The 12,585-nt window shown below is 60.6% G+C and carries 8 protein-coding genes; 5 read left to right on the forward strand and 3 right to left on the reverse strand.

The features are described 5' to 3' along the window. The first annotated feature begins 8 nt into the window (after positions 1–8). The 4 genes from X741_RS144015 to X741_RS144000 all read left to right on the forward strand — a co-directional run bounded on the left by X741_RS144015 (position 9) and on the right by X741_RS144000 (position 3,610). Positions 9–1,526, forward strand: coding sequence for an NADH-quinone oxidoreductase subunit C (locus X741_RS144015; protein ID WP_023779543.1), 1,518 nt, complete (start codon positions 9–11; stop codon positions 1,524–1,526). Positions 1,527–1,538: 12 nt separating this feature from the next. Further along, a complete protein-coding gene (locus X741_RS144010) occupies positions 1,539–2,078 on the forward strand; it encodes an NADH-quinone oxidoreductase subunit B family protein (protein ID WP_023779544.1) in 540 nt (179 codons plus the stop codon). Positions 2,079–2,140: 62 nt separating this feature from the next. Beyond that, complete coding sequence (locus tag X741_RS1000000169995) at positions 2,141–2,608, forward strand: hypothetical protein (protein ID WP_156937937.1); 468 nt, start codon at positions 2,141–2,143, stop codon at positions 2,606–2,608. Between the two features lie 36 nt (positions 2,609–2,644). Then, a complete protein-coding gene (locus X741_RS144000) occupies positions 2,645–3,610 on the forward strand; it encodes a Crp/Fnr family transcriptional regulator (RefSeq protein WP_245272769.1) in 966 nt (321 codons plus the stop codon). Positions 3,611–3,638: 28 nt separating this feature from the next. Here X741_RS144000 and X741_RS143995 read toward each other — a convergent pair whose 3' ends face one another. From X741_RS143995 to X741_RS1000000168915, 3 genes are all read right to left on the reverse strand, one after another. Beyond that, positions 3,639–7,874, reverse strand: coding sequence for a cytochrome P450 (locus X741_RS143995; RefSeq protein ID WP_023779546.1), 4,236 nt, complete (start codon positions 7,872–7,874; stop codon positions 3,639–3,641). A 117-nt stretch (positions 7,875–7,991) separates the two neighbouring features. Continuing rightward, positions 7,992–9,773 carry an adenylate/guanylate cyclase domain-containing protein gene (locus X741_RS143990; RefSeq protein WP_023779547.1) on the reverse strand — a complete coding sequence of 594 codons (1,782 nt, stop codon included), beginning with the start codon at positions 9,771–9,773 and terminating at the stop codon, positions 7,992–7,994. Between the two features lie 364 nt (positions 9,774–10,137). Next, positions 10,138–10,545: a metalloregulator ArsR/SmtB family transcription factor gene (locus X741_RS1000000168915; protein WP_084018825.1), complete on the reverse strand. Its 408-nt coding sequence runs from the start codon at positions 10,543–10,545 to the stop codon at positions 10,138–10,140. An 876-nt stretch (positions 10,546–11,421) separates the two neighbouring features. Here X741_RS1000000168915 and X741_RS143980 point away from each other — a divergent pair. Further along, complete coding sequence (locus tag X741_RS143980; protein ID WP_031250342.1) at positions 11,422–11,976, forward strand: transglutaminase-like cysteine peptidase; 555 nt, start codon at positions 11,422–11,424, stop codon at positions 11,974–11,976. Positions 11,977–12,585: the final 609 nt, after the last annotated feature.

The raw sequence follows: 12,585 nt of genomic DNA on the forward strand, positions 1-12,585 counted from the left end.
GAAAGAGCATGCCCGCGCTGATCGACCTTATCCTTGCTGGCCAACGTGTCGAAAATCATTTCCCATGGTCGCGCGCTGTGGTGACTTCGAAAAAATGGGACTTTGCCATCGAGCAATTGGCCGAGGGCCACTGGAGCCTGCTCGGCCTATGGGGTGAGCCAGGCGCCGTCCACATGGCACTTCATGACGAAAATGCCGGGGACATCGGCGTTGTCAGCCTGGAGTGCCCGAATGGCCGCTACCCATCCGTCGGCCGGCTGCATCCGCCCGCCCTGCGGCTCGAACGCGCGGCCGCTGACCTGTTCGGCCTTCTGCCGCAAGGCGCGCCTGATACGAGACCGTGGCTTGATCATGGCTATTGGGGTGTCAGCCATCCGTTGAGTACCCGCGCCCGGACGCCGGCTGCGACAGCCTCCCCCTACCCTTTCCTGTCGGCCGAGGGAGAGAGCCTGCACCAGATACCGGTCGGGCCTGTGCATGCCGGCATCATCGAGCCGGGGCATTTTCGATTTACAGCGAGTGGCGAAACGGTCGTCCGGCTGGAGGAGCGCCTCGGATACGCACACAAAGGCATAGAAGGCTTGATGGCGGGCTCCGATATCGACCGTGCAGCCAAACTGGCGGGCAGAACCTCCGGCGACAGTACCGTGGCATATTCCCTCGCTTTCGCGCGCGCGGTCGAAGCGGCGTTGGGTGTCGAGGTTCCCCCACGCGCGATCTGGCTGCGAGCGCTCATGGCCGAGCTGGAGCGCCTGGCCAACCATCTGGGCGACATCGGCGCTATCTGCAATGATGCCGCCTTCGCGCTCATGCATGCCCACTGTGGGGTGCTGCGAGAGCGCGTATTGCGGGCAAGCGATGCTGCCTTCGGCCATCGTCTGATGCGCGACCGCATCGTGCCGGGAGGCGTGGCAGCCAACCTGAGCGATGACGGGGCAACAGCGCTTTGGTCCCTGATCGCAGAGATCAGGCAGCGGTTTCCCGCACTGGTCGAGCTCTACGACAACACCGCGTCGCTGCAGGATCGGACAGTCGCAACCGGCCGGCTGAAGGTGGAACTTGCTCGACAATATCGGGCCGGAGGGTATGTCGGCCGGGCCTCCGGCCGGGATTTCGATGCGCGGCGAAGTCTCGCCTACCCTCCCTATGACACGCTCAACTTCGATGTGCCTCTCCTCCAGGAAGGCGACGTCAACGCCCGTGTATGGATTCGCATCCGCGAGGTCGAACAGAGCTTGTCCCTGGTCGAGCAGATCTTGCGACAACTGCCGGATGGACCGATCCGCGTCGACGTCTCACAGACAGGCGGGCCGCATGAAGGCATGGCGCTGGTCGAAGGTTTCCGGGGCGACATTCTGGCCTGGCTGCGCATCGGCAAAAGCGGCCTGATCGAGCGGTGTCACCTGCGCGATCCCTCTTGGTTTCAATGGCCGCTGCTTGAAGCCGCTATCGAAGGAAACATCGTTGCCGACTTTCCGCTGTGCAACAAATCGTTCAACTGCTCTTATTCGGGCCATGATCTCTGAAGGCACGCTGTCATGCGCAAGCTTCTTTTTGAAAGCCTGATACGCCGCCCTCTTACCGAGCGTCCGCCGTCGGCAAGCGGCACGGCGGTCGACGAACTCGCACGCGCGCTCGATGGGGCCGCTCACAAACGATTGGGGCGAAGCCTGTCGATCCGGGCGGTCGATGCCGGTTCCTGCAACGGCTGCGAACTTGAGATGCACGCGCTGAACAACGCCTTCTATGACATCGAGCGTTTTGGAATCCGGTTCGTCGCCTCGCCGCGCCATGCCGACGTACTGCTCGTTACCGGACCGGTCACAAAAAACATGCGAGAGGCATTGAAGCGGACCTACGACGCAACACCCAACCCAAAATGGGTGGTCGCACTTGGAGATTGCGCAGGCAATGGCGGCTGTTTTGCGGGCAGCTATGCCGTGATGCGCGGCGTGTCGGAGGCCTTGCCCGTCGATCTGCACATTCCAGGTTGTCCGCCACCGCCAATCGAAATTTTGAAAGGCCTGCTCACTTTGCTTGAGGGGGTGAATTCGAAGACCGGTGCCGTCCGAAGCTGACACCGCGCCCAGCAGTGCCGTTGGCCGCCCGGCGATTTCGACTTCGATCCAGCCGATCCTCGATGGATCTCGAAACACCGCAACGGTTTCGATCAAGTGCTTTTCGAGCTTCTGTGACCACCTTCACAGACCGCCAGGAGATTTCCAGACAGAAGTGTGACCCAGCGGAACTGGCCACCTTCGATCGGCATTCCGCCAATTTAGAATTTGTTTCCAACCTGGGGCGAACAGATGCGGATCTCGTTTGCGTGCGGCTCGTTTCTCGCCGCGGCTTTTACCTCCACCGATGGCAACGACGGATACCTACGTCCTTGTCACGACCATCTTCGACGCTGCCGTCGACACCAAATTGGAGCCTTGCCCAATGCAAGGCACTGGCCCTCGGCCGTGCCGAGATCGTCGTGCGGATCGCACGCGACGATCTCGGCGGTTTGAACAAGGCGGTCGGCACGGATATGCCGGGCGCACTGCCGTCTGCACGTTTGTCGGTGTACCTCCAGCCGTGCGTGCAGACGGCCCTCTACAAATAGTGCTGGTCGGGAGATCAATCCGTCGAGCGGCAAAACATGCGGTTGCAGGTGCCGATGTTTGGAGATCGTGACTGCCGCATCCTTCGTGTCAGTCAAAGAGTCGAGAAAGAGATCATTCGCGGGCTGCGTTTCTCGTACAGCCACTGGTTGAGCTGTTCGGCCGCGATTCAGGAAGGGCGCTGGTGCGAGAGGGGATCGGGCTTTCCGGTCCCCTTTCTGCTGTCAGAAGGGGCACGATTCGAAATGACATTTGCTTTGATCGATCACCCGGTTGTCATACAATCAATCCGGTCACGACAACACCGGGAAGCCTTCATGCCAGCCGCCAGTGCGAACGCCAGACAGGATCTGCCGCACCTGGCGCGCATCGATCCGAGCCAGTTCGACCTCCTTTTCAGCGGCTGCAAGCTCGAACGCTATGCCGCCGGCCAGCATCTGTTCCTCCAGGAAGACGCTGCCGACCGTATCTTCGGTGTGATGAGCGGCACAGTGGAGATCTCGATCTATTCGCCGGATGGCCAGAAGCTGGTCGCCAATATCGAGCTGTCGCGCAGCTTGGTCGGAGAGATCGGCGCGCTCGATGGGCGCCCGCGCACGGCCACGGCGATATGCCTCACAGCATGCGAGCTGGTTTCGCTCAGCCGGACACATCTGTTTGATCGAATTGAGAAAAACCCATCCCTGGCGCGTGCCATGATCGAACTGTTGTGTGCAAGGTTGCGCTGGGTCAGCGGCGAGCTCGGTGACCAGGCTTTTTTCGGTATCGAGGCGAGGCTGGCAAAACGACTGGTCTTTCTGGAGGGTGTCATGGCCGACGGCGCGGGCTGGATATCGATCTCGCAATCCGAACTGGGTGAATTCCTTGGCGTCACCAGAGAGTCGATCAACAAGACACTCAACGATTGGCGCAACCGGCGGGTCATCGCCATCAGGCGCGGCGGCCTGCGCATATCCGACGCTGGCGCGCTTCGTCGTATCGCCGAGTCGCAAGACGACTACTGACGGCGCCCACAATCGAAGTGCCGGGAGATCAGAGCCGCGAAATCAGAAACCGCAATGCCGACCTGCTCGGCATGAAGAAATAGCCGCCCCCCCGGGTGGTCACGAATTGCGGGATACCTTTCAGCACCGTCACCTTTTCCCAGGATGGTATGGTGAACCTGCCGTTGCCGTCGCGCGAGCCGATCGTCGCATCCTTTTCGGCCACGAGCCCCTGGAACGAGGTCGATGATACCCAGGTCTGCTGGATGAATTCGTACTGCCGCTCGATATCCGCATTGAGGCACATGAAGAGCAGTCCTTTTTCGACCTTGCCCCCCTTCTTGCCCTGTTTTTCGTAGCTGCGACCGACCCGGATGATCCGATGGCGCTTGCCGATCCTGATCTGCGTTTCACGGTCCTCACCCAGCGAATCGCGAGGATTCGACCGCCGGACGTGAGCACCCAGCGGGCAGCGATGCCCTTGGGGATCCTCGGTGCCGAAAGCAAAGTCATTATCGGCACCGCGCCCCGGCCGGCCGTCGGGATTGCGCACCAGCGAGCTGCCATCGGGCCAGCGGCCAAGCATCTTGGCGGCAACCCAACGCGGGGTAATGGCCGGGTCGTCGGTCTCGCTGGCCGCCTGTACCGCCGCCGCCTTGCAGTACGCGTTGAAAGTATCGACGTGCTGCTCGAACTGGCGCATGACGAGGAAGGTGCCGTTGCGGCCGAAGTCGCGGCGCGGCGGCGGCAGGCCTGGTATCTGCCGGTTGCGGCGCACCGCCGAGAGGATACCGGTCCGGTCGAGCGACGCCTCGACAGAGGGCGATGCCGGATAGAAACCGTGCTCGTCGCGATAGCCGAACAGAAACTCGCCGGGCGCGACAAGATGCATGGGTGCCGCGCCAACGTTGGCGCGGGCGGTTCCCCTGACGATCGGCTGTGAGACGCCGTCGACGAAGCCAAAGTGCTCGACGGCGCGCTTCCCGTCGCGCTTGGTCGCGAGCGGCAGCTCCGAGACGAGGTCCATCCCCGCCGCCGTCAGCTTTGCCTTTGCGGTGCCGACCTCGACCTTCAATCGCTCCGGGCTTTCCGCATAGCAGACGACCACCGCGTCAACCGGCTTTTGCGGCGAACCCCATTGCCACTTCTGAGGCACGCTTTCCCCGAGATCGTCGAGGATGCGGCTGCGCTCGGGATTGCCCATGCCGTGGCGAAAGGCGACGGGAAATGTGTCGAGCGGATTGTCATCGACGCTGCCGTCCAGTCCGAGACGACGAAGGCCATCGGGACCGAACGCAACGGTCATCGCCCGCCCCGCCGGCACGCCGTCGCCGAAGCTGGTCTGCTCGACAACGAATTCCAGCCAGGCCTTGCGCCTGCCCCTGGAAAGGTTTTCCGGTATGGCCATCGCCAGCATATGGGCATGCCCCAACGATCCGAACGGACCGAAGAACAACGACTGGATCTCACCGGTCTCCAATTGTTCGACGGGCAACGGGTCGGGCGCTGCTGGTCCGACGTCCGCCTTCCTGGCCTGCGGGCGCGGCAGGGAGCCGAACAGGCTCAGCCAGTCACGCGCCCCACTGCCGGTCGCGGTGGCGATGCCGTGCCTGATCCTGGAATTGGCGCGAATGCGCAACGTGTTGAGAGCAGGATAGGCCGAATACCAGAACAGCGTAGGCACCTGCTGGCGGCGCGCCCAGCGCTTGAAACGGTCGCCGTCGCGGGCGCCATCGAGGAAAAGCCAGCGTGTGCGAGGATAACCCTCGGTGTTGCTCCATACGCCCGTCAGGCCGGCGGCGGCCTTGGCGATGAAATCCTCGAGATAGCTTTCCCAGCTGCCGCCATAGTTGGAGAAGAACATCAGCCTGTTGGTGCCGGGCAACAGCACCCATCGGGCAAAATGGATGGTGTTGATGGTGGCAAGGAACCCCGGCCTGAAGACCTTCTGCGCCGAGATCGAGATCAGGTAGAACGACAGCCTGAGCGCCAGCCTCCGCAATATGCCGACCTTCATGCTCGATATCGCCGTGAGATGGTTCTGGGCTTGCCCAGGCTGGTCTTCGCGGGCCAGAATCTTGTCGAGATCGCCGAGATCGACCGGCGTGCTGTGCGGCAGATCAATGTCTTCGAGGCGGCGCAAGGCGAGAAAGCACAGACCGAGGATCACCGCCGCCAGCGCCAGGATTCCGAGCACGGCCAATAGAAGCGCAGTGCCGGCTATGGCAATGGTGCCTACTGTGAGACCGGGCGGATCGCCGAAAACCAGCACATAGGTCATCCACCAGAAGGCGAGCACCAGCACGGCGACAGCGGCCAGCACGGCCGGCGCCAGCAGCGTGGTTGTTATGGCTTGCCACCATTTCCCGGGGGGCCGTTCGAGCAAGCTTTCGGCAGGCTCGAATGCCCAGTCGAATTTTCCCAGGGACCGAACATGCCGACGGGCTTCCTCAAGCGCGGCCGCCGCTCCGCCCTTGGTGGCGCACGGCTGTTCGACCAGCAGGCGAACTGCATCGGCAAGTTCGGCTTCCGCCAGGATGCGCTGCACCGAATGGCCCGGTGTACCGGAAAAAACCAGTCCGGCGTTGCTGCCGAAAGATGGTGAAATCTCGACATTGTGCTTGCGCAGGAATGCGTCCAAGACGAGGCCGTCAGGCAGGTCGCAGACGTCCTTCAGGATTGGCCGCAGCCTGTCCCCGATGGCATGCGCAACAGCATTGATGACATCCTCGGTGCTGCCGTCGCCAGATACCTCCAGGACAAGCGCTCCTTTCCCATCGGCGGGGGCATTGCCCACCTCGCCGGTTGGAACAACAGCCAGGCTGGCGAAATGGATGATGCCGGTGGCATTGAGCGCGGCACGGATCTCGTCGCTGGCAGGGTTGCCGAACCCGGTGACCTCTTCGCGGATGGCGTCCAGCGACGCAGGCCGGGTGATCGGGCATACCACCGTCGCCATCGAATGGATGACCGTGCGACAAAGAGCGGGCCGCTCGAAATCGACCTTCAGGCTGTCCGGATAGGCGCCGATATGCGTCATCCTGCCAGCCGTGCCGCGCGCGCGGCGGACATTGTTCTTCTGGAACAGGGCGCGAAGGCTTTCGCCAATCTGGATCCTGGCGATTTCGGCGCCGATGCATTGATGAATGCCGTAACCGAAGACCAGGTAATCGCGATGCGGGCGCGACGTGTCAAAGTGATTGGGGCTTTGCACGGCCTCGGGATCGAACATCGCCGACAGCGTTGCCGGCATGACCACCGTTCCGGCCTTCACCAAGCGCTCGCGGCGCGTGCCCATGGCGATGGTTGCGTCGCGCGCGGTGTAACGCCAGGGACCAATCCAGATGGGCTTGAAGCGCATGGCTTCCAAAATGGCTCTGTCCAGGCTGCCTGTGTCGTTCTTGGCCAAGGCTGCATCGATGGCCTGCCGCGCATCGGCGCGGGACAGGATCACGTCGAGGCAGTTGCCGCCGGCGAGCACATTGGTCGGGACAAAGCCGGCGATCATGCCAAGCATGATCGAATGAATGTCGGGAAGCGAGAGGCGATCCTGATCCATGAGATCGACAAGCCTTGCCAGCGGCAGCCGATCCTTGGTCCTCTTCCTCTCGCGGATCGCATCAATGGAGCGGTCGATCACCCTGATCAGCCGATCGCCAGCCACCACCGCGAGCTGACGCGTGGTGGGGCTTGCCGTCGGGTCCGAAAAAAACAGCGCACTCAACGCAATGGCCCAATCGGCAAACTCGGATTCATCGTCGATCTCGAGGCCGAAGTAATCGCGGCAGATGCGCACCGGAACGATCTTTATCAGATCCGCTATCGCATCGAAGCCGGGACTTGCCCGCATCATTATTTCTTGTGAATGCCTCGCGGCGATCGGCCTGACCAGGGCCTCGACTTCTCCCGGTGGGAAGGCGCCCAGCACCGACGATTTCATGCGCCGGTATTCGGCGCCGTCCTGCATGCCGAGAATGAAGTTCGATCCGCGTGCCAGTTCGGCCATTTCCGGCCCGTAAGGCGTCTCGAATTCGTCGCCGCGCTCCAGTATCTCACGGACGTCCGCATTCCTGGTTACGAGCAGGAAGTTGCCGATGGCGAGATTGGGCCAGAACCTGCGCAGCAGCGCCAGCATCCAGCGCGGATCATTGAAGAGAACGCCGATGATGCGCGACATGATGCCCTTGGAGCGGAGTCGCTCCAGATCGAATGGCGGCATTTCGGTTAATGGGCGCTGGTTTTCTTGTCCGGCCCGGACGGCGTCGAAATACTTTAAACGGATCATGCGCGTTCAAGCCCCCCGGCTGTCCACGTCATTGCGATGCCGGCTAACCCATGGCTAGGTTTGCAGCCTTCTCGCGTATGTGAATACTTTCACAGTTGTCGGCATTCGGCACCTCAATTAATCATCGCTCACGGCGGATTTGAAATTCGCGATGAGAAATTCGTTTGCCGCTTTGTCCACGAACGGTATCCAGCGCACCCTCTGCTCCGAAAAATCCGGATGTCGTGTCATAAGTATAGCCAGCTCCCGCATGGCCTCTTGCTTGCGCCCGCTCCTCGCCAGGGCGCCGATCTTCAGAAACCGGGAATAGAAATAGCCGGGCGACAGATCGAGCGATCGGTCCGCGGTAGAGATCGCCGATGGCCAATCCTCTAGGAAACTGTAAGCTGCGGCCAATTCCCCCAGATTGTGGAACCGATAGAGGTCAAACGGGCTCAACCGCTCCGTCTCGACGAAGAACGGTATTGCACCGGCGGCATCGCCCAGCAGCAGGCGCGCGCTGCCCATCGCCGAGTGCGCAAAGGCGAAGCTTGGATTGATGTGAAGCGCTTCCTCGAGATGATCGACCGCCGATGCGGGCCGCCCTCTCATGATGTCCATGACGCCGAGATGAGCGTGCGGGCGGGCATCAAGGCTGTCCATGAGCAAGGCTTTGCGTGAATATTGCTTGACCTTGTCCAGATCGTCACTGTCGCCGAACCGCAGCCAGGCTCGCCAGAAATACCACCATGCCAGTTCGTTCAGCACCGCACTCGAATTCGGATCTTCCCGGTAAGCCTTTTCGAAAAACTCCAGCGCGATTTCAGTGTCGCCGCGTGTGCGCCGATTCATATGCCAGCGTCCACGCCGCACCAATTGCCACGTTTCCAGACTTTCCCACGGCACCTGGAAGGTCCGCGCCTGTTCGGCCCGGTCGACCTCCTTGTCGAGGATCGAGACGATCTCCGCGCCGATCTCGTCGCGCAGACTGAAGATGTCGGCCAGCGCGCGATCGAAGCGTTGCGACCATACCAATCGGCCGTTTGACACGTCGGCAAGCGAGGTTGTCAGACGAATCCGCTCATCGTTGCGCATCAGCGTGCCGCTGACGATGTAGCGTGCACCAAGGGCATTGCCGATAACGCGCGTTCCCAGGGTGTCGTCGCGAAACTGGAAGCTTGAGTTCTTGGCAATCACCGAGAGCCATCTTCTGTGGGAAAGCCCGTAAATGATGTCTTCGGCTATGCCGTCGGCCATATAGCCGACGTCGCGCTCGCCTCCATCGGCCTGGAACGGCAGCACGGCGATCGCTGGTGGACCTTTGGGCGACACGTTCTGCCGACCATTGACGGAAGGGATTGCCGCCATCAGCGCCGGTGGCGGTGAGAGGTTGCCGCCGCGCCTCGCAATCAAAACGCGCACCGGCAGCGCGATATTCTTCAGCATGAGTTCGCCGAGGTCGGTGAATTCAGCCGCTGTCTTGTCCTTCACGTGGTGCCAGGTGGTTTCCGACACGGCGAGACCATCGTGGGGCGCGAATTCCTGGATCCTGGCTGCGATGTTGACGTCGTCGCCATAAAGCCGGCCTTCACGGACGATGACATCACCCGTGTTGATGCCGGCGCGAAACGGCATGCGCATGGGTTCGTCCAGCGATGAATTGAGCGTGACAATTCGATCCTGAAAATCGAACGCCGCGCGCAGCGCCTCGATCGGATTGCCGAATTCGGCCATGACGCTGTCGCCGGCATCGCCGAAGGTGCGGCCGCCGAAGGTGCTGCAGCTCTCGGCGATGATGTCGCGTCGTTCCTCGAAGGCAGCGACAGCCGATTCATCGTCAAGACCCATCAACCGTGAAAATCCAACGGCATCGATGGAGACGATCGTCGCCAGCTGACGGGTGTAATTCCGTTCAGCCATGTTTGAGTCCCGATTCCTTCTGGTCCTGCTGCAGCACAGGCGACCACCCGCTCCTGAACCTTCGTCGCGTTGCTGTGAGAATCGTCCTGGCAGGTGCGCCCGCGCCGATATCGCCCCTGTCCCTGTCAGGAACTCTAACAGTGCCGCTGCAAAAGCTCTACCACGATCAACTAATAGATCGTGGGCTTAAGCATCGTTTCCACGCTTGACAGCCGGTAATGACGCTCCAGACGCCATGCCGGGAAGGCCACGCGGCGTTTGATGATTGGAGGCGAAGCAGACCTGCCCCTATCTGCTGCCTGCGCGAGCTGCCAGGATCTGCAGGATTTCATGGATCCGGACGTCTGGATCGAAAAGCGAGGATTTACGCGGCGGGGGACTTGCGAGGCTTCTCGGCCTGCGAAACTGCAGCCAGGTTCACGGCTACATCGAATATCTGGGTGATTTTCTGACTGATCCCAAAACCACAGGAATAGTAGACGGTCTGTCGGTGACGCCCGGTGGAAACCAGTTGGTGTTTGCGCAGCTTACTCAGATGCTGAGAAAGAGCGCTTTTGCTAAGTCCGACCAGCACAGCCAATTCGCCAACCGAAATCTCGCCTTCCGTCAGATGGCCCAGAATCACAAGTCTTCTCTCATTGCCCAAAACCGCCAGAAGTTCGGCCGCTGGCGCTGCATGGTCAGACAACCTGTCCAGGTTCGGAGAGTTTGCCTCCAGGGTGTTGATAGGCTGCAGTCGCCTGACAGAAAATTCTTTGCGATTGTATTGCATTAGCCTTGACCCGTTGTCCGGCCAAGCGGCAACACTCGGTGTCAAGGCGCGTCGCTTGGACCCGCTGGAGCGCGACGCGCCTTCCTGAATTTGGAGCGGATCAGTCAGGCGCGAAGCCGGATATCACATGCGCTCCAGCAACATCCGACACCGAGTTGCGGAGCCTCTGCTAATGGCCGGAGCCGCGCCCGGAATCGCCACTCTTGCCGCCATTGTCGCCGCTTTTGCCACCGTCGTCGCCGCTTTTGCCACCGTCGTCGCCACTCTTGCCGCCATTGTCGCCGCTTTTGCCACCGTCGTCGCCGCTTTTGCCACCGTCGTCGCCGCTCTTGCCACCGTTGTCTCCGCCCTTGCCGCCGTTGTCTCCGCCCTTNCTTGCCGCCCGTATCACCGCCACTGGAACCGCCTCCGCTGCCAGGCCCGTTGCTGTCGCCAATGCGTGAAAGCGTGGTTGCTATGAGCGAGGTGGTGATGGGTGGGCATTGATCGAGTTGATCTGACGAAAGGATGCTTCCGCGATTGATCGCGATACAACACATCGCATAGTTCGCGTCGGTAAGAGGTTGGCATTGGGCTGCCGTCATCCGCGGCCGTATACTATCCTGTGCTGCCGTAGAACTCGTCATACTTGCAGCCAGAACAGCAGATGAGACGAGCAAGGTCGAATAAACCTTTCTGATCAAAGTCATGGATCGCAGCATTTCTTCCTCCAACGCAAAGGTGCGCATGGTCCCAAACCAAGACGCTATCAATTAATTTCTACAATCCGGTAACATATTGTTATGTATGTTTGCCGAGAATACCTTTTTAAGGATTGATTTACCATTTTCTGCGAGGCTTGTTGGCAGCTTGACAGCCAAAAGGAGATGGTACGTGATGCGTTTCGCTACGCTTGTTGCCGTAGCCATGGTGGCAACTGGTTGCAGCGCGACAGCCGGCTCCCATGCGATGATGATCACAAAGGGGTATGCGTTCCCTCCGCCGGCCGCTCGTGTGTTCTGCGCCAACCAGCCACGACTCTGCAGCACCAGCGGGCAGGTCAAGCTGGTGACGCTGACACCGGCACGCAGAGCCGAACTCGAAGCGGTGAACACCTCCGTCAATCGCCGGATCGAGGAGCGCAGTGACCTCGCCACGGCAGGCAGTGCCGACGACTGGCGTCTACCGACCAAACAGGGTGATTGCGAGGATATTGCGATCCTGAAAAAGAGCGAGCTTTTGAAGCGTGGATGGCCGGCTTCCGCCTTGCTTCTGACGGTCGCTTCGCTTGGCGGCGAGGGTCACACGGTTCTCACGGTTCGAACCGACAAGGGCGACTTGATCCTGGATAACCGTGGCAGTGTCATCCGCGATTGGTCAAACACTTCGTACCGTTATTTTGCCAGACAGTCGCAATCGGCCAACGGGAAGTGGGTACGGATCGGTTCTTGAACTCCGGTGCAAAACCCGGTCCAACCGAGGCATGCCGGCAAGAATGCGCGGCTGTTTGGGATAGCGACCTGCGCAAAAAGGCTTGAAGCGTGTCGACCGGGCACTCTTTTCCAACGCAATGCGCTTCCACACACGGACCGGCCTATATGCCCGAGCCTCTGTATCGGGCGGCTTCCACCCAGAATGCGAGCGCAATTGCTGGAGAACGTCCCTTCACTTCAAAATCTTGCCCCCGATGGCTTCCCGCCGCGATCCATACCGTCTTTGAGCGCTGATAGATCGTGATGCCTCGTGCTTGCGCCCGAGCACACAGGTTCGCATCATTGTGAGACATTTTTTCTAGCCCCGTTGCCCATCCCTTGCAAAACGATTGTGGTGGCGAAGTTCTTCCCGACAAAAGCCCGCACCGGCGCGACGGCCTTTTGCCGTGGTCTTCGTACCAAGGCCCGCCTTTTGGATTAGCTGATGCGGCATGTCTGTCCTTTCGGATGAATGCACCTTTTTTCTATAAATTTGGTAGAGTTAAATCCGTCATCAACGGAGGCAGAAATGACCAAACCTCATTTCAAGAAACTGCTCGGCGTACTGGTCGCCGCATCTGTCCAGTTC

Origin of the sequence: Mesorhizobium sp. LNHC221B00, assembly GCF_000502935.1 — a bacterium.
Classification (GTDB): domain Bacteria; phylum Pseudomonadota; class Alphaproteobacteria; order Rhizobiales; family Rhizobiaceae; genus Mesorhizobium; species Mesorhizobium opportunistum.

Bases quoted from the DNA above. Each gene is read 5' to 3' on its own strand.
- X741_RS144015 (WP_023779543.1), top strand. From the start codon at position 9: ATGCCCGCGCTGATCGACCTTATCCTTGCTGGCCAACGTGTCGAAAAT.
- X741_RS144010 (WP_023779544.1), top strand. From the start codon at position 1,539: ATGCGCAAGCTTCTTTTTGAAAGCCTGATACGCCGCCCTCTTACCGAG.
- X741_RS1000000169995 (WP_156937937.1), top strand. From the start codon at position 2,141: ATGGATCTCGAAACACCGCAACGGTTTCGATCAAGTGCTTTTCGAGCT.
- X741_RS144000 (WP_245272769.1), top strand. From the start codon at position 2,645: ATGCGGTTGCAGGTGCCGATGTTTGGAGATCGTGACTGCCGCATCCTT.
- X741_RS143995 (WP_023779546.1), bottom strand. From the start codon at position 7,874: ATGATCCGTTTAAAGTATTTCGACGCCGTCCGGGCCGGACAAGAAAAC.
- X741_RS143990 (WP_023779547.1), bottom strand. From the start codon at position 9,773: ATGGCTGAACGGAATTACACCCGTCAGCTGGCGACGATCGTCTCCATC.
- X741_RS1000000168915 (WP_084018825.1), bottom strand. From the start codon at position 10,545: ATGCAATACAATCGCAAAGAATTTTCTGTCAGGCGACTGCAGCCTATC.
- X741_RS143980 (WP_031250342.1), top strand. From the start codon at position 11,422: ATGCGTTTCGCTACGCTTGTTGCCGTAGCCATGGTGGCAACTGGTTGC.